General features: G+C 42.9%; 15 protein-coding genes and 1 riboswitch. Of the genes, 5 read left to right on the plus strand and 10 right to left on the minus strand.

Annotated elements, in window-relative coordinates:
- Positions 1-54: 54 nt before the first annotated feature.
- The 4 genes from U0035_RS15175 to U0035_RS15190 form a co-directional block, all read right to left on the minus strand.
- A complete protein-coding gene (locus tag U0035_RS15175; protein ID WP_114791891.1) occupies positions 55-2748 on the minus strand; it encodes an alpha-L-rhamnosidase in 2694 nt (897 codons plus the stop codon).
- Between the two features lie 34 nt (positions 2749-2782).
- A complete protein-coding gene (locus tag U0035_RS15180; RefSeq protein ID WP_114791890.1) occupies positions 2783-3634 on the minus strand; it encodes a hypothetical protein in 852 nt (283 codons plus the stop codon).
- Positions 3635-3659: 25 nt separating this feature from the next.
- On the minus strand, positions 3660-4664 hold the full coding sequence (gene obgE / locus U0035_RS15185) for a GTPase ObgE (protein ID WP_114791889.1): 1005 nt from the start codon (positions 4662-4664) through the stop codon (positions 3660-3662).
- Positions 4665-4796: 132 nt separating this feature from the next.
- On the minus strand, positions 4797-5231 hold the full coding sequence (locus U0035_RS15190; RefSeq protein WP_114791888.1) for an SET domain-containing protein: 435 nt from the start codon (positions 5229-5231) through the stop codon (positions 4797-4799).
- A gap of 494 nt (positions 5232-5725) precedes the next feature.
- Here U0035_RS15190 and U0035_RS15195 point away from each other — a divergent pair, with 494 nt between their 5' ends.
- From U0035_RS15195 to U0035_RS15205, 3 genes are all read left to right on the plus strand, one after another.
- Entirely contained in the window at positions 5726-7876 is a 2151-nt protein-coding gene (locus U0035_RS15195) for a S46 family peptidase (protein WP_114791981.1), read from the plus strand.
- A 262-nt stretch (positions 7877-8138) separates the two neighbouring features.
- Entirely contained in the window at positions 8139-9221 is a 1083-nt protein-coding gene (locus U0035_RS15200) for a mandelate racemase/muconate lactonizing enzyme family protein (RefSeq protein ID WP_114791887.1), read from the plus strand.
- A gap of 40 nt (positions 9222-9261) precedes the next feature.
- Entirely contained in the window at positions 9262-11469 is a 2208-nt protein-coding gene (locus U0035_RS15205) for an FUSC family membrane protein (RefSeq protein ID WP_114791886.1), read from the plus strand.
- Here U0035_RS15205 and U0035_RS15210 read toward each other — a convergent pair.
- From U0035_RS15210 to uvrB, 6 genes are all read right to left on the minus strand, one after another.
- Positions 11466-12560 carry an acyl-CoA dehydrogenase family protein gene (locus tag U0035_RS15210; protein WP_114791885.1) on the minus strand — a complete coding sequence of 365 codons (1095 nt, stop codon included), beginning with the start codon at positions 12558-12560 and terminating at the stop codon, positions 11466-11468. The two genes, U0035_RS15205 and U0035_RS15210, sit on opposite strands and share 4 nt — an antisense overlap.
- The gene (pnuC, locus tag U0035_RS15215) at positions 12529-13161 is read right to left on the minus strand and encodes a nicotinamide riboside transporter PnuC (RefSeq protein ID WP_114791884.1); all 633 of its coding nucleotides are present in this window, start codon (positions 13159-13161) and stop codon (positions 12529-12531) included. The genes U0035_RS15210 and pnuC overlap by 32 nt, the downstream gene beginning before the upstream one ends.
- 37 nt (positions 13162-13198) lie before the next feature.
- A riboswitch (TPP riboswitch) is annotated at positions 13199-13294 on the minus strand.
- A 42-nt stretch (positions 13295-13336) separates the two neighbouring features.
- Positions 13337-13636: a type II toxin-antitoxin system RelE/ParE family toxin gene (locus U0035_RS23000; protein WP_114791883.1), complete on the minus strand. Its 300-nt coding sequence runs from the start codon at positions 13634-13636 to the stop codon at positions 13337-13339.
- Entirely contained in the window at positions 13620-13853 is a 234-nt protein-coding gene (locus U0035_RS15220; protein ID WP_114791882.1) for a hypothetical protein, read from the minus strand. Before U0035_RS15220 ends, U0035_RS23000 begins: the two co-directional genes overlap by 17 nt.
- 74 nt (positions 13854-13927) lie before the next feature.
- Entirely contained in the window at positions 13928-14638 is a 711-nt protein-coding gene (locus U0035_RS15225) for a YqjF family protein (RefSeq protein ID WP_114791881.1), read from the minus strand.
- A gap of 164 nt (positions 14639-14802) precedes the next feature.
- Positions 14803-16890 (minus strand): excinuclease ABC subunit UvrB, encoded by a 2088-nt coding sequence (gene uvrB, locus U0035_RS15230; RefSeq protein ID WP_211316481.1) that lies wholly within the window; start codon positions 16888-16890, stop codon positions 14803-14805.
- A gap of 360 nt (positions 16891-17250) precedes the next feature.
- Here uvrB and U0035_RS15235 point away from each other — a divergent pair, with 360 nt between their 5' ends.
- Together U0035_RS15235 and U0035_RS15240 are read left to right on the plus strand one after the other, a co-directional pair.
- Positions 17251-17709 (plus strand): hypothetical protein, encoded by a 459-nt coding sequence (locus U0035_RS15235; RefSeq protein ID WP_114791880.1) that lies wholly within the window; start codon positions 17251-17253, stop codon positions 17707-17709.
- Positions 17710-17712: 3 nt separating this feature from the next.
- Entirely contained in the window at positions 17713-18495 is a 783-nt protein-coding gene (locus U0035_RS15240; RefSeq protein WP_211316480.1) for a YoaK family protein, read from the plus strand.
- Positions 18496-18593 lie beyond the last annotated feature (98 nt).

An 18593-nucleotide genomic window follows, 5' to 3' on the forward strand; every position in this document is an offset into this window, starting at 1 on the left:
ACAAAAGGCGATATGCGTTCTGATGCATATCGCCTTTTGTTTAAATGAACCGCGTTATTGCTTTACAGCAAAGGAATATTTACCTGAACCGGTTTCTACTACTATATAACCATCTTCCCGGCCTGTAACTTTAATGTCTTTTGAAGAAGATAAGGGCGCGTTGCTCTCTGTTATCTTGCTTATGTCAGTTCCGGGAATATAGATAGTGGCCCTGGTATTAGCAGGAATTTCTACCTGCATGCTGATTTGGGCACTATCCTTTTTCCAGGCATTACTTAATGTGCCATAGTAAGTTTGTAAAGATGCACTGGCATGTGTGAATTTGCCACCGATATGTGGTTTTACCTGTATGTGTTTATAACCTACTCCATCTTCATAAGTGTCTAAGCCGACCATCTTCCTGTACATCCAGTCGCCGATGGCGCCATAAGCATAGTGGTTGAAGGAGTTCATCGTGGGTGTTTGAAAAGAACCGTCTGTTTTAATACCGTCCCATCTTTCCCAAATGGTAGTAGCGCCCATCTTCACCGGGTAAAGCCAGGATGGATAAGTGTCCTGCATTAACAAAGTATAAGCCAGATCGCTATGCCCAAACCGGGTCAATACATGGCACAAATAAGGCGTGCCTAAAAAACCTGTTGTAAGGTGGTTATGATATCGTTTAATATTTTCTACCAGTCGATCGGCTGCTTGTTGGCGGCTGTTTTCGGGCAGCATATCAAACTGTAATGCTAATACATAGGCTGTTTGCGTTCCTGAAACCAGCCGGCCGGTTGCGGTAACATATTCTTTATTAAAAGCCGCTTTTATTCTCTGCAGCAGGTTTGTATAAGTGGTAACATCTGCAGTATTTTCCAATACCTTAGCCGTATTGATCAGTAGCTGTGTGGAGTGCGCATAAAAACATTGGGCAATCAGGTGCTTATCTGTAACGGCACTGCTGCCGTCATTATCATCAAAGGGGCGATAAAATAACCAGTCTCCGAAATGCCAGGTAGTGTTCCAGAGATCGTCTTTTGTAGTGCGACGTACACTTTCTACAAAGGCTTTCATGCTATTGTATTGGGTGGCAAGGATGCGTTTGTCACCGTAAGCGATGTACATATCCCAGGGCACAATAGTCGCCACATCGGCCCAGCCCGCGCTGTTGCCATCTTTACCTAATGCATTAGGGATTACATGTGGTACCAGTCCATCTATCTGGTCTGCTTCCACATCGCGCATCCATTTGGCAAAGAAATTATTGACGTTCATATTGAAGGACGCTGTCCTTGAAAATGCCTGTGCGTCCCCGGTCCAGCCCAGGCGTTCGTCGCGCTGGGGACAATCAGTAGGCACATCCAGGAAATTACCCTTTTGTCCCCATTGAATATTATGTTGCAGCTGATTGATCAGCGAATCAGAACTATTGAAAATACCGGTTGGTTTCATGTCAGAATACAGGGCATAGGCCGTAAAGTGCTCCGGTTTCAATTCGCCGGGGTAACCTTCTACTTTCACGTACCTGAATCCCTGCCAGGTAAAGTAGGGGTGAAAGGTTTCTGAACTTCCCCCTTTTAAGATATACTTATTCTGTGCTTTTGCAGCACGCAGGTTTTCGGTATAAAAGTTTCCTTTTTTGTCCAATACTTCTGCATGAGATAATAATACTGAATCTCCTGCTTTACCGGTCACCTTCATCTCTACCCACCCAACCAGGTTCTGGCCAAAGTCGATTACTTTTTCACCAGCGGGTGTAGTAATTATTTTGAGGGCTTTAAATGATTCCTGCTTTTTTACCGCTTCGTTTACCGTGGTAACGATGTTGGTAAGCGGGTAATTTTTTACCTGTACAGCAGCCCAGCTCTTGTCGTCATGGTTATTCGTGTTCCAATTCAATTTTTCTTTACGGGCGTCGATGGTTTCACCGTTGTAGATCTCCGAATAGGTAACGGAGCCTGTTTCCGATTTCCAGCTGCCGTCGGTGGCCACTATATCTTTACTGCCATCAGCATATTCAATATTAATCTGCATCAGCAGTCCCAGGGTCTTTCCGTAAATATTGCCATTGTTGTTCCATCCCAATACACTTCGGTACCAGCCGTTGCCCAACATTGCGCCAACGGTGTTAGCGCCCTGTTGTAGCAGATGGGTTACGTCATAAGACTGATACTGCAGCCTCTTATTGTAAGAAGTCCAACCCGGAGTCAGCCAGGCATCGCCGATGCGCTTGCCATTCAGGTAGGCTTCATACATGCCGTGAGAAGTGATATAGGCTGTGGCTGATTTAATTTTCTTGCCGGTGGAAAAACTTTTGCGAAAAAGTTGTGAAGGTCTTGAGGGCGCTTCTGTTATGCCGGATTCAATCCATTGGGCTTTCCAGTCGCCCGGGCTCATTAATCCCATCTGGAAAGAAGCAGGAGCGCTCCAGGCAGCGCTTTTACCGTTTTGGTCCCACACTTTTACCTGCCATTGATATTTTTCATTGGCCACCAGTGGGCTTCCTTTGTAAGCTACATGAACAGAAGAGTCCGTGTTAACCTTGCCTGAACTCCATACGATATTCTTGCCACTGCTTACTTTTATCTCGTAAGCACTTTGTAAGGTATTTCTTTGCTTGCTTTGGATTTGCCAGCTAAAGCGGGGTTGACCTTCCATGATGCCTGCCGGATTATCGAGGTTCTCCAGCAATAATTTTCCGGCAGAAGTTTGTGCGTGCCCTACTGTAAAAAATGCACAGGTCAAAATTGAAGCAATCGTTTTTTTCATAAAAGAGGGTATTAAACTTTGCCCTCTTCAAACATTATCCGAAATGAAGAGGTTCTGAAGCTTTTTTGTTATATGCTGAAAGATAATTCTTTATTGCATATTCTAATTTAGAAGATGTAAGATTTAAATTCCGGATCTTAAAAATTATTTCTTTTGATAATAGCGGCTGTTTTTTTGTAAAACAGAGAAACGCTGTTAAGGCGGCATCTTGATCGAGCTCGTCTTTTATATAAATTCTCGATATCTCTTCCCACTTAACATGACCTGTTTTAGGAAGCCAGATGCCTTTTGCTGATAATTTAAGTTTGAGACCGGGAAATATTGTTTTGTATAAAAAAAAGATAATGGCAATTAATTCTACAGGGAGTACCAGGTATAATTGATACTTGTCAGTTATTCTGCTATAAGAAATAAACGGCATGGCGAGCAGGCAAAGTGCAAAAGCACCATATTGAATTCTTGATCCATATACGGCTATTTCATCAGGCAAAGTGTAATCATAAGATATAGCCGGCCGATAAAGAGGTGTTCTGGATGATCGCTCCTCCCATAATTCCTGAACCAGTAGTTTCCGGGATTTGCTTCCTATCTTCCATTTGGCAGGAAAGCCCATGCTAAATGGACGATTTTCTACTCTGGTTTTAAGGGCTTTTATATCATCTACGTGTTGTAAAGCCCAAATTTCCCATTTGAGCGTGAAGTAAAGGCCGGCCAGAATCATGAGTACAAAGCAGCTAACGATAACGATAAGCCCCCAAACGGCTGATACTTTATAATGATCAAATAACCATATCAGGGGCAGTATGGGCGCTAAACACAGCAAAACAGGCACTACAACTATCCTATTCGACTTTTTTATTGCTTCTGAAACAGTAACGGTCAACATCGATCAACCATATTTCTAAAAGAAATTATTCTTCCTCTTTGGTATTCAGCGCCTTCCACAAAGCGTCCTTTAATTCAATCAGTCCCTTTTGTGCTACGGATGAAATAAAGAAATGCGGGATATTATCAGGCATCTCGGCGCTGATAGCTTGTTTCAGCTCATCATCCAGCATATCACTTTTACTAATGGCGATCAGCATCTCTTTATGCAACAGCTCTTCATTATATTGTTCGAGCTCGTTCAGCAGAATTTCAAATTCTTTCCGGTGGTCATTGCTGTCTGCCGGGATCAGGAATAATAATACAGGGTTACGTTCAATATGGCGCAAAAACCGGTGTCCCAATCCGCGACCTTCGGCCGCTCCTTCAATAATACCCGGTAAATCGGCAATACAGAAGCTACGCCCGTCGCGGTATTCTACGATACCCAGGTTGGGTGTGATCGTAGTAAACGCATAATCAGCGATCTTAGGCTTCGCTGCAGTGATCACTGATAAAAGCGTTGACTTACCGGCATTGGGGAAGCCTACTAAGCCTACATCAGCCAGTACCTTTAGTTCCAGTACTTTCCAGCCCTCAACGCCTGGCATACCTGGTTGCGCATGTTCCGGCGCCTGGTTAGTGGGTGTTGCAAAATTATGATTGCCCAGGCCCCCCTTTCCGCCAGGTAACCAAATTACCTGCTGACCGTCTTCCAATACTTCCGCCTCTTTTTCGCCGGTTTCCTCATCTATAACAATGGTACCCAATGGCACTTCCAGGATAATATCTTTACCACTCCGGCCGGTACATTTGTTATGCCCGCCGCTTTCACCGTCTTCCGCCAATACATTTTTATGATAACGCAAATGCAATAATGTCCAAAGGTTCCGGTTCCCTTTTAAAATAATATGGGCGCCACGACCGCCATCACCACCGTCTGGTCCGCCTTTGGCAGTGAATTTATCTCTTAAAAAATGTTTAATACCAGCTCCACCATGCCCGCTGCGACAATAAACACGTATCTGGTCTACAAAGTTGCTTTTCTCCACGTTCTAATAAATTAATAGGCGGCAAAGATACGCCGAACCTTGAAAGTGGGAATAAAAGCCTTGCTTTCGTTTGACCACCGGTAGGATCAAACGTTTATAATTGTTGAAGGAGGAGTTTGCCGGGATGGTTGGTTACCGGGCTTTTTTCTTTGCTGCTGTATCCAGTTTGATGTTTTCCCTCACCTGGTTCCAGTAGTCCTTTCCGTAAGAAACAAATATTTCGCTTCCCGCAGGTATTGCAGTTGTGGCTTTTATATAAACCCGGTTGTCTTCTTCGTAATATTCCGCGTTGTTCTTCAGTCCGGGTACCCGGGTAAGGCCCGTTGCGTCATTAGCATACCGTCCCAGGGATTTTAGATCCTTCGAGGCATCAATTACATTTTGTTCGTCTATAAAATAAATGTAGGGGTTGTCCGCATCGTCTTCCACATCAGCCCAGGTGGCACGGCGACCAACATACTCAGTGATAACGGCTCCTTTAGGAACATCAATCGCTGCAAATAATCCTTTACCGGATTGAGGGATCGTCGAAACTTTTACTTTTAAATGCTTTGCGGGTAGGCTCATGCAGTACCAATATTTGCTTGCGAATATATTACAATGTTGTGCACAAAAGCACTACGGGGCTAATAAGTTTTTCCGATGGCGTCGCAGGCAACTTTCAACAAGGCATTATCATCGCCAGTGTTATGGCTCATTTCCCAAACCATAAATCCCCCGCTGTTGGTTTGAGCCGATAAAGCTTTTTGTTTGGCACTTTCATGACCGGGAAAGTGGTAAAGATCGTGCCGCCTGTAAGGGTAATGGTGGGCCGATTATGGAAGCCGCCGACAAAAAATTAAATATTTTCTTATTCATATGGCTAAGGGTTGGCAGCACTATAAAAATAGATCATTTTAGTTGAAATAAATGCAGTAAACAGCCTGGATTGTGAGATTGTATTTAAACCCGGTTATTTGATGAACGGTTGGGGTAAAGCCAATCATTTTGTTTTCTTTGTAAGTTTGATGCGCTGTTTTGAAGTATGCAGGCGTTTACTATTCAAATCAAATTATATGATAATGTTTAAAAGATCTCTGGTAGTGATGCTGTTGCTGGTGGCAACGGTATTTAAATCCTTTGCAGATGAAGGTATGTGGCTGCCCCACTTATTAGGGCAGCAGGTATATAGTGATATGGTTAAAAAAGGCCTTAAGCTAACTAAGGAACAGTTATATAGTGTTAATAAAAGTTCCCTGAAAGACGCGATCATTATTTTTGGCGGAGGTTGTACGGGTGAAATCGTAAGTGCAGAAGGTTTGATCTTCACCAACCACCATTGTGGGTATGGGGCTATTGCCGGAGCAAGCACTGTTGATCACAATTACCTGCGCGACGGTTTCTATGCGAAGAATAAAGCAGAAGAAATAAAAACAGCGCTTACTGTTCAGTTTTTGTTGCGTATCGAAGATGTGACCAAAGAAGTAACGGCCGCTTTAGGTAATTTATCAGGCGCGGAACGTGCAAACAAACAACAGGAAGTGATTATGGCCATCAATAAAAGGTTGAGCGATGCAAACAATAGCATAGATTGCCGCGTTAGTCCCATGTTCAAAGGTAATCAGTACCTGGCTTTTGTATACGAAATCTACAAAGATATCCGACTGGTAGGCACACCACCCGAGAGTGTAGGTAAATTTGGAGGAGATACCGATAACTGGGAGTGGCCCCGGCATACAGGAGACTACTCTATTTTCCGTGTATATGCGAATAAAGAAAATAAACCCGCTACTTATGATGCGGCGAATGTACCTCTGAAACCAAAATGGTTTTTACCGGTATCATTAAAGGGAGTGAAAGAAAATGACTTTGCGATGATCTGGGGCTACCCCGGTGGTACCAATCGGTATGAGTCTTCTTATGGTATTCAACTGGCTACCGAGGTAAATAATCCAACATTGGTTAAGGCGCGTGACATGCGTTTGAAGTACATGTTTGAAGAAATGAAAAAGGATCCTGCAACCAAGCTGAAACTGGCATCCAGCTATGCTGGTATCGCCAATTACTGGAAGTTTTTCGACGGGGAGACTAAACAGTTATTGAAATATGACATATATGGCCAGAAAAAGGCTGCAGAAAATAAATTTATCACCTGGGCAAAAGGCAAGCCGGAGTACCAGAATCTTTTTGCAGACTGGGGCAAAGCTTATGAGGAGTGGAAGCCTTTTGCTGAAGAAAGAGTGTACCTGAACGAGGGTATTTTGGGATCTCCTTTAGTTGCATTTGCAGCAAGCGTAAGGATGGCTGCCACCGCAAAAAATGCAGGTACAGAGGAAGCAAAAAAGCAACTCAACACCAGGAGGGCTGCTTTCCTGGAAGCTGAGGACCGGCCTTCCGATGAAAATATACTGGCAGCATCAACTAAAATGTTTTATGAGAATGTAGAAAAAGACCAGCAGCCCAAAGGCTTTTTTGAAGCTTTACAGCAGAAGTATGGTTCTTTGGATGATTTGGCTACCTATAAAAAATATGCAGCTGATGTATTTAAAAACACCGCCCTATTCGATGATGCAAAATGGTCTGCTTTAATCAGCAGCGGCGATGCGGTACAAGTTGGTAATGACCCCGCAGTGAAACACGCTGCCGCGTTTATAGACAATTACCGGTCAAGATTCGATCCGGCGTATCAGCAGTTCACTATTAAAAATAATGACTACGGAAGGATATACCTGAAAGGTGTATTGGAAATGGATGCTGCTAAGGCTAAGATGATGTATCCAGATGCAACATTTACGATGCGCGTAAGCTATGGGCAGGTGAAACCTTACCAACCTAAGGATGCAGTTTCCTATGATTATGTAACGACATCAAAAGGTTTACTGGAAAAATATGTGGCTGGGGATTATGAGTTTGACCTTCCTGCAAAACAGATCGAATTAATTAAGAAGAAAGATTTTGGTCAGTATGCAGACCCGGTTCGTAAAGACCTGGTGATCGGCTTTATTTCTTCCAATGATATTACAGGGGGCAACTCCGGTTCACCGGTAATCAATGCAAATGGAGAGCTGATCGGTTTGGCATTTGATGGTAATTATGAAGCGTTGAGCCATAAGCTGGCGTTTGATAAAGATCTGAACCGTACCATTAATGTGGATATACGCTATGTACTATGGTGTATTGATAAACTGGGCGGGGCATCTAATATCATTAAAGAATTGAAACTCGTTAAATAGTTTAATTTTTCGTACTCTTTGGAGAAAGGACAGGCCTCGGCCTGTTTTTTTGTTTTATAGAATACCGGGGTTTTTGTATGTAGGTTATACCGCAGAGGCAAGGAGAAGCGGAGATAATGCAGCGTCAAACTCCAACTATACCAGAAACAGTGATACCTCTGCGTCATCTTTGCGTGCTTATTTCTCTGCGGTGAAAAATGACGATAAGTGTGTTGCAGAGGGCTCGTTATTCCGAATAAAAAATTTCATGTAAGTTTAGCGTATGGATAAAGCACTGATCACAAGAATAGAACTGCACAAACTATCTGTTCCTTTAAAAGAACCTTTTATTATTTCATTAGGACCGATTTACAGCGCAGATAATGTGGTGGTAGTCGTTCATACCGAAATTGGTATTGCCGGCTGGGGAGAATGCAGCCCGTTTATGAGCATCAATGGCGAAAGCGCGAATACCGCCCTGGTGGTAGCGAAATATTTTGAAAAGATATGGCTGGGAAAAGATGCACTGCAGATTGAAGAGCGCATCAATGAGCTGGATAGCTTGATATACGGCAATAATAGCATCAAAAGCGCTTTTGATATGACCTTGTATGATATTGCTGCGCAAATGGCCGGTCAGCCGCTATATCAATACCTGGGCGGATCAAAAAGTAAAAGAATAGAAACTGATTATACGGTAAGCGTGGGCGATGCAACAAAGATGGCCGCTGATGCGTTAAAAATAAAGCAGGCCGGTTTCCCGGTGATCAAGGTAAAAATAGGAAAGGGTGGTGCCAGTGATGTAGAGCGGATCAGGACTATACGTGAAGCGGTGGGGTACGAAATACCGTTAAGGGTCGATGCTAACCAGGGTTGGGGATTTGAAGAAGCTATTACTACTTTAAAAGCGTTGGAACCCTTTAATATACAGCATTGCGAAGAGCCTTTACCCCGTTGGGCTTTTATGCAGTTGCCCGAAATAAGGAGGCAAAGCCCCGTTCGCATTATGAGCGACGAAACCTGCGGTGATCACCATGATGTGCAAAGGTTGATTGACTTAAAGGCATGTGATCTGATCAATATTAAATTGGGTAAAAGCGGGGGCATTTTTAAAGCCTTAAAGATGATCAGGCTGGCCGAAACGCATGATGTTAAGATTCAGATTGGCGCTTTCCTGGAATCAAGGATTGGCATGACCGCTTTTGCACACCTGGCTTTATGCAGCGAACAGATCATCTATTTTGATTTTGATACAGCGCTGATGTTTAGTGAAGACCCTGTTGAAGGCGGAATGATATATAAAGAAAACGGGGTAATTGAAGTGCCGGAAGAGCCTGGTATCGGGGCCCGGTTAAAAAGCAAATGATAATGTACCAGCCTTTCTAAACTACCGGTAATTTTGTGTTGTGGATTATATAAAGGAATATAAACAATTTGTAAGCAGCTACTACTTCAATGAAGCCATTCGTATCACCATTGGTATTACGTTGCCGGCAATCGTATTCAGCTATTTTGGTAAGCTTGAAATAGGTTTGATACTTTCTTTAGGCGCCATGGCAGTTAGCGCTTCGGATATACCCGGTCCCATACACCAGCGACGCAATGGCATGCTGGCTACGATAGCGCTTATTTTTTTCTCATCCGTAATAACCGGTTATATCAATCATCACCCTCTTTTACTGGGGGTAGGGATCACTATATTTTGCTTTTCCCTGAGTTTTATCGGCGCTTACGGCGCTCGGGTTAACTCCATTGGTTTCGCAGGGATCCTGATCATGATCTTAACCCTCGATATGCGTGCCGAGGGAGTAGACGTGCTGATTCATGGACTATTCCTGGTTGCAGGAGGTCTTTGGTATACCATGCTCAGCCTGGCTTTATTCGGTGTAAGACCTTATAAGATCATCCAGCAGGCTTTAGGTGATAATATTATCGCCATTGGCGACTACTTCGGCACCCGGGCTCTTTTTTATGATAAGAACGCTGATTACGATAAGGTCTATAAAATGCTGATGGAAGAGCAGCAGCAGATACAGGATAAGCAAACCCTGTTGCGGGAAATGCTTTTTAAAAGCCGCAACATTGTAAAGGAATCAACGGTAACAGGCCGTACGCTGCTGATCATTTTTACGGAGTCCATAGATCTGTTTGAAAAATCATCGGCCACCTTTTACAATTACGAGGCGATGCATAAACGCTTCGATGACAGTGGCATTTTAAGCCATTTTCAGCAAATGATCTATGTGATCGTAGATGAGTTACACCAGATCGGCCTGGCCGTGCAAAGCGGCCGTCCGCCGCGGGCTACCCGGAAATTGAATAATGAGCTGAAGCTTTTACAAACCAGGTTTGAAGAATTTGCCAATAAATACCGAAATCCCGAAACCTTCGACTCACTGGTAAATATGCGTAAACTGCTTCAATCCGTTGAGGAGATTACACTGCGTATTTACACCCTGCACCATTATACCCGTTACGATCGTAAGAAAATAAAGGAATACAAACTGTCAGGGAACTATGAGTATTTTGTAACTAAAACAGACCTGGATATTGAAATACTTAAAGAAAACTTTTCCTTGAAATCCAATAGCTTCAGGCATGCCATCCGGGTAACGCTGGCCTGTATACTGGGTTACGGGGTAGCCAATTTGTTGGAGCTGCAGTACAGTTACTGGGTATTGCTGACGATCATTGTTATACTAAAGCCGACTTATAGTGTTACCCGCCAGCGAAATTACCAAAGGCTGTTAGGAACCTTTGTGGGCGCATTAGGAGGATTGGCATTATTATATTTGATCCCAACGCAAAATGGCAAGTTTGCGGCCATGATCTTTTTAATGATCATCACTTATAGTTTTATGCGTACCAAGTACCTGGTGAGTGTAATTTTCATGACGGCGTTTATCATGATCTTCTTTTACCTGCTCAATAGCCATAATTTTTACGAGATATTTAAAAGCAGGCTAATTGATACGACTGTCGGTTCGATCATTGCATTTATAGCTGCCTATATTCTGGTGCCTTCCTGGGAAAAAACGCAGTTGAATACTTATATCAGCAGTGCGTTGAAAACATCGAAGAAATATTTTGAAACAGTGGCTGCAACTTTTGCTACAGGAGCCATGAACGACCTGGATTACAAGCTGAGCAGGAAGGAAGCATTTATTGAGCAGGCCAATTTGTCGGGCGGCTTTACCCGTATGATGAACGAACCCAAAAGCAAGCAAGGCGATCTGAAGAAGATCCACCAAATGGTGGTATTGATCTACACCTTAAACTCACATATTGTATCGCTGGCCAGCTTTGCCAGGGGTTTTAAGAATAAGTATGGCGACGAAGATTTTCATGCCATTAAAGATGATATTACAGCGGAGCTTAATGAAGCATTATTGCACATAGCGCACAAAGAAGTTACTGAAGCGCAGCATCATGCCCCCATCGAATTAAAAGAGGAATTAGACGAACTGGTCTCTAAAAGAAGACTGGAACTGCAGCAGGGCCTGGTGGAGACCGAGACCCGCAAAGTACTGGTAGAATTTAAACCCGTTGTTGACCAGTTTTTGTTTATCAGCCGTATTGCGGGAGACATTAAAAAACTGGCCAAAAGCTTTTAACGTTTAAAAGTAAGCAATCCGTGTTGGCTGCCTGTAAAGATATCCCTGAACACCCTGTTGATATCGGAAGAAGGGTTGGTTGCTGCGAGCCCGCAGTATGGGTAAATGGCTGTTACTGCAGTTCTGCAATGATTCACCAGGTCCCGGCTTTTACCTGATATCCTGGCGATACTTTTCCCGGAAAGCTTCCCTTTGGAAATGAGCTCGTCCCAGGATATTTGCACCCATTGGTAAAGCTCACCAGCCAATTGAGTTATTTTTTGTTGTTCTTTGGTAATCTGCCCCGCAGCAAAATCGTAAGCCGCATCACCAATTTTGTGTTGTCTCTTTTTAACGATTTCAAGAGCCAGTTCCATAAACCTCCGTGTCATCCCTAATGTATTAACAGCAATGGTAGATTCGGCCAAGGGCATAAAAGGATATTGGTAAATGCGGTCCTTTAAACTTGCGTGAGCAGCATCAATAATAAAACTTTGGTCTAAGGACACTTTCAGATCCTTCACGCTAAAGCTATGACCAGCTGTGGCGATCAGCCCCATGGTGTTCCAGTCTTCGTGGATGATGACATCTTTTTTATTAAAGAAGAATGATCTTACCACCGGACTGTTGTCTTTATTTAACAGTGGCTGACCGTTTTCTTCAATAGTGCAGTTTGCGGTAAAATGAGTAAGATGTGGTGCGCCGGTAGCATAACGCCAGAAGCCGTTCACTATATATCCACCCTTTACTTTAGCAGCTACTCCGCTTACGGCGCCACTTCCACCAAAACATACTTTGGATGAAGAGAAAATGGAGGCAGCTTTCCTGCTGTGTATATAACCTGCAAAAAGATTCGCACCTGCGCACAGTGTTATGGTCCAACCCAGGCTGCCGTCAATATAAGCCAGCTGCTCTTCATACCGTAAGGCTTCGGGCAGATCTAGCTCCAACCCGCCATAGGCCTTAGGTAGAAAAAGCTTAAACCATTTTTCCTCGAAGATGATCTTTAAAACAGCATGGGATAATGATCCTTTCTTTTCGGCTTCTTTGCACAATCTTCTTAATTCGTCAATTCGCTCTTTATTCAAAGCTAAAGGCTGTTTTTTGTTCATTTTTTTTAATGGTTTTGTTCCAGTCGATATAACCTAATACCGCAATAATGAAAAGGAAAAGGGTTAAGAGGGCGTAGAGGGGCAATCCTTTATAAAATAATAGCGGGATCGCAAATGCATTGCTGATATTGAGCAGTATCCAGTTCTCTATTTTCCTTTTTGCCAACAGCCACATCCCCGCCCAGGCGGTTGCGCTCACCCAGGAGTCAAATACCGGTACGGTTGAATCGGTAAATTTTGTTAATACGGTGTATAAGATCACAAACGCGCTTACCACAATGCCAATCGTTTTCAACCACTCGGTTTTTGTAGCGCGGGTAACGGGAGGCGTATCATGGTCCTTTCTTCTTTGCCACCACCACCAGCCATAAATACTCATCACCAGGTAGTACATATTCAGGGCACTCTCGGCATACAATCCCGAATGAAAAAAGATATAGGTTGAGACCATAACCGATACTATGCCACAGGGGTATAGCCATATTTTATTGGCGCGGGCCAGCAGTACTTCAGCCACACCAAAACTGACCCCTATCCATTCCAGAAGCGGTACTGCTTTTAGCTGCTGTAAAAAAAGTTGAAACCATTCACTCGGGTTCATAATGATATATTAATAAAAACCCACGGAAATGTAATAGAAACGGTAAAAGTCTATTCCCTACGCCGGCATTACCCGGATCAGGTTATTGGGTATGATCTCAGCCCGTAATATTAAGGCACCCCATGAGTGAAGCAAAGATAAGTGATGATTGTTGAAAATAAGAATGCTGATTATGTTATAGCTTTCTGCTGGATGGATCTCGCCTATTGGAGAAAAAGGATAAAATTTCGACTGTTTCAGTATTTATTCTGAAGTAGAGCGTATTTAGTTTTAAGATGTTTACTCTTCTGACGCCTTTGAATTCTGATTCTGAAAATAAGTAAGGATTATGCCGAAGGAGCGTTACTACTGATTCAATTTTATGAGCTAGTTGACGTAACTCATTTACGCCGAATTGAGATTCCAGATATTCTACTGTATTTTGTAATTCGTCGAGGGCATTGTCAGTCCACAATATTTTATAGCCACTTTTCATACAGCTTGCGCACAAAAGAATGGTCGGTTAGCTTCCCCTGATCTGCGTCTTCTATTCCTTTGCTTATTGATTCTTTCTCAATATCTGCAATTTGGTTCCATAGCAAAGCCGTCTCGTCATTTTTAAACTCGATGAGTTTATTTAGGGTGGCATCATCTTCTAATGTTGAGAGCCATTGAATTAACTCTAATTTTTTGTCTGCAACTTGCCCTTTCATACTTTAAAGTTACATTTTTCTATTTATAAAGGAAAATGCCTCGGGAATATTTTGATATTGAAGAAGCTATAAAACTATCGAATAGTTCGGCTGTTCAATACTTTTATTGCCGAGCCTTCAGCCAAAAGAGCTGATTGCGGTTCCATATTGTTCAGAAACGAAAATACAGGTCCGTATGATAATTCAAAGTCGACGTTGATGCTATAATCAGTTACTTCGTAGGTTTGCCAGCGTGGATGCTGTACTTCATACTCCCCGGTTTTTGACTGCCCCCTTTGTGTGTAGCCCCAATAATGTTCGGTTATAAATTCAGCTTTACTGCCTGCTGCAATATCTTCTGGAGCTGAGCTGGCATTAAGGATCATCTCATGCCATTGCTGCTTTTTCCATCCGTAGCTGATTACCTGTTTGTTTTTGCCGATCTGCCAGTCATGGCGCATGGGTAGCGCTTCATAGTTTTCGCCATATACGTTGTTAGCCACCCAGGCGATCATGGCTTTGGGAACTATTTCTTTGACAAATACTACGCCCCGCTTCCATTCAACACCATCTTTATACCTGACATAGAAACGCAGGTTTACTTCCTCAAAATTTACATGCCCCGGTATCTTTATTCCCAGCAGTTGGGTTTGTAAAAACATAAAACCCACCAGGCTTACATAGCAGGCGCCGTTCCAGTCATCCAGCTCGGTCTTGTAAGGAATAAACGGTTTTAGAATAGCCGGATCAATCGCATAATTGGCCATTGCCAGTTTGCGCCATTCGGCTGATAGGAAGGTGGACATTGTAAACTTTAGTTATTATAAGCGCTTACTATTGTAAAACGCTAAAGGATTGACTAAATAATTCAAACAGAATGCAATTCATACTTCTAACTCTTTTGTAGCCTGAACCAACCCGCTACGCATTCGCCCGCCCGTGCCGGTACGGTCGGGGGTAGTTATGATCATTACTTCATTCCCTCCAACTCTTTCTGCAACCTGAACATTTCATCTCTTAACTTGGCGGCTTCCATAAAGTCAAGATCACGCGCCGCTTTTTCCATATCTTTTTTGGTTTTGGCAATAGCCTTTTCCATCTGCGGAATGGTTTTATACACTACTTCATCTTCCGCAGCCACCGTCACCAGGTCTTCATCAAAACCAATGGCCAAAGGCTCTTTTTCGTCGAAGCCTTTGATGTCTAAAACACTGGTCTGTTTGAATACATCTTCTTTCGACTTAACTACGGTACGTGGTGTGATATTATGTTCGATATTATAAGCAATCTGCTTTTCGCGGCGTCGGTTGGTTTCATCAATAGTTCGCTGCATGCTGCCAGTCATGGTATCTGCATAAAAAATCACCTTGCCATCAACGTTTCTTGCCGCACGGCCGGCTGTCTGTGTCAATGATTTTTCATTACGTAGAAAGCCTTCCTTATCCGCATCCAGTATCGCTACTAGGCTTACTTCCGGCAGATCCAGGCCTTCTCTTAAAAGGTTTACACCTACCAGTACATCGATCTCACCTAAACGCAACTGGCGTAATATTTCCACCCGCTCCAGGGTATCTACCTCGCTATGAATATATTTTGATTTGATATTGATGCGATGCAGGTATTTATCCATTTCCTCTGCCATACGCTTGGTCAAAGTAGTCACCAGCACACGGTCGCCTTTTTTTACTGTTTTATCGATTTCATCCAGTAAATCATCAATCTGGTTAATACTGGGCCTTACCTCAATAGGGGGATCAAGCAAACCTGTAGGACGTACCACCTGCTCGGCGATTACGCCGCCTGTTTTTTCCAGCTCATAAGTATCGGGGGTGGCAGATACATAAATCACCTGGTTCTGCAGACTTTCAAATTCATGGAAATTAAGCGGGCGGTTATCCAGGGCTGATGGGATGCGGAATCCATAATCAACCAGGATGAGTTTCCGGCTACGGTCACCGCCGTACATACCACTGATCTGCGGCATGGTCTGGTGGCTTTCATCCACGATCATCAGGTAATCTTTCGGAAAATAATCCAGCAGGCAGAACGGACGGGTGCCTGGCTGCCGCCGGTCAAAAAAACGGGAATAGTTTTCAATACCATTACAGTAGCCCAGCTCTTTGATCATTTCAATATCATACTCCACGCGCTCCTTAATACGCTGGGCTTCTATCAGCTTACCGGTGCTGGTAAAATATTCAACCTGCGCCGTCATTTCATCCTGGATCTCATAGATCACCTGCTGTATCATGTCTTTAGGAGCCACATAAAGGTTGGCAGGGAAAATCGCAGCATTCCCTATCGTCGAAATCCTTTTATTCGTTGCTACCTCAATGGTCTCGATCTCTTCAATTTCATCGCCAAAAAAAGTGACCCGGTAACCATAATCCACGTAGGGAAGATTGATATCCACTGTATCACCTTTTACCCGGAAAGTACCGCGATTAAATTCAATAGTGGTGCGGGTATATAAGGAATTCACCAGGCCATGTAAAAAAGCCTGGCGCGAAATGGTCTGCCCCCGTTCAATGCGGATAATGCTGTTTTCGTAATCAGCCGGGTTTCCTGCACCATAGATACAGCTTACAGACGCCACCACTATAATATCTCTTCGTCCACTTAATAAACTGGTGATGGTACGAAGTCTGAGTTTGTCGAGCTCTTCATTAATGGCCAGGTCCTTTTCTATATAAGTATCGCTTACCGGTAAGTAGGCTTCTGGTTGATAATAATCATAGTAGGATACAAAATACTCCACTGCGTTTTCGGGGAAAAACTGCCGAAACTCGCCATATAGCTGTGCTACAAGCGTTTTGTTATGGGTGATAATCAGTGTGGGCCGCTGTGTATTTTGTATCACATTGGCCATCGTATAGGTTTTCCCACTACCTGTTACACCAAGCAGGGTCTGATATTTTTCGCCGTCAAAAACACCTTCTGTTAATTGGGCAATAGCTGTTGGCTGATCACCGGCGGGCTGAAATGGGGTATGTAATTTAAATGGCACGGATAAAAAATTGTATTTGGATAACAAACCTACACTAAATTTTTTGTCCATGAATTTTACAAAGGATGATGAAAAATTTAATGTGGATTTCTCATGTCTCAGCAATATGTAATAAATATACAAGGGGCAATTAAGGAAAATAAAATCAGGCGCCTCAACCTCTTCATTTTACAAAAAAATGCCAACTGGTTGCTGCTAAAGTTCTAAAGGTTGCATTGTTAAGATTTCTTTAAGAAAAAAATGACAACCAGTTGATTATATATGCTTTTTTTAATGTGGTTCTAATGTAAACCTTCTTTTTTCTAATTGAATTCTAATTTGAGCTTTATATGGTTCTAATACTGCTGCAATAGTTTTGTTCAGAGTTGAACCGGGTAAATAATAAAGATTTCAACCCGTAAAAAAGAGACAATGAAGAAAACATTTATAATAATAGCGGCGGTTTTTGCAGCACTTGCTTGCTTATCATTTACTATCAAAGCTTATCATGATCCCGAAACGGTTATTCTCGGATCCTGGAAAGAAGTGCATTGGGAATATGACAGAGTATACCACAGTGCTCATATAGACAGGGCTATTAGCTCAGATGCGAGGGAGGTTAAAGAAATGTCTGCTACAGACCTTGGCATTATTGACGCAGAGAGCTGGGTATTTAATCCGGATGGCAGCCTTATTTTAAGTAGCCATCATATAAAAAAGCAGGCCAGCTGGAAGATAAAAGGACGGGGGAATATATTAATGATCACCTATGATAATAACAGGGTTGAGCGATACAATATAGCCAGGCTGACAAAAGGTAAGTTGGAGTTAAACTTTGATACAGATGCGAACATTCGTGGTATCGCGAAGGTTAGTTGTGTGAAAATCTAAAAAATGATGTTACGTAAATATAGTAATAGCAGAACATTGGGAGATAATGTAAGATTAGGTGTATTGACTGCGCTCGTAGCAGGTATGGTCAATGTGGCTTCACTATTGCTGTTCCTGTCATTTTCATCTAATGTTACCGGTTATTTTGCCATTTTCGCATCAGAGTTGGTAAATGGCAATATTTACCAGATTGCATTAGTGGGTTCCTGGATATTTCTATTCTTTTTCGGCAGCTTTGTATCCAATTTCCTGGTTATAAATCTATCGGATAGAAACAAATACCTCGCGCATGCGCTTCCGTTGCTGCTGGAATTGGCTTGCATCCTGGTCGTAGGGATTTATGGCACTTATGGGTATAAGGGATCGTTACATGAGTCAGAACTAATGTTATCTCTGATGTTATTTGCTATGGGCCTGCAGAACGGGCTTACAGCCAGCATTTCAAATTTTGCGGTAAAAACCACACATCTTACCGGTGCAACAACCGATCTGGGCGTGCTGGCCTCTATGTTTACCAATAAAAAATTCAGGAACAAAAGAGAGCTGCGGGATAAAGCTACATTGATCTTCTCTATCGCTATATCGTACGTAGCGGGGGGCGTTCTTTTCGCCCTATTCTATAAAACACTGCAGTTTAAGATGTTCTTTATCATCGCTGCGTTTTTACTGGTCGTAATTTTATACGATTCTTACAAGGTGTGGGTACTGAAATTAAAACGCTTTCGTATTAACCGGAGGCAGAAAAATACAGCGCTGGTTCCATCTTATAGTGATCGACAATCTTAAACAGGCGTTGTTGTAACAATGTGGGAAAAATTTTGCTACATCAATTGAGATTGTGGTACCTGCATTGTACAGTCATTTTTAGCCTTGAACAAAAGCTA

It is taken from the genome of Niabella yanshanensis (assembly GCF_034424215.1).
Lineage (GTDB): Bacteria > Bacteroidota > Bacteroidia > Chitinophagales > Chitinophagaceae > Niabella > Niabella yanshanensis.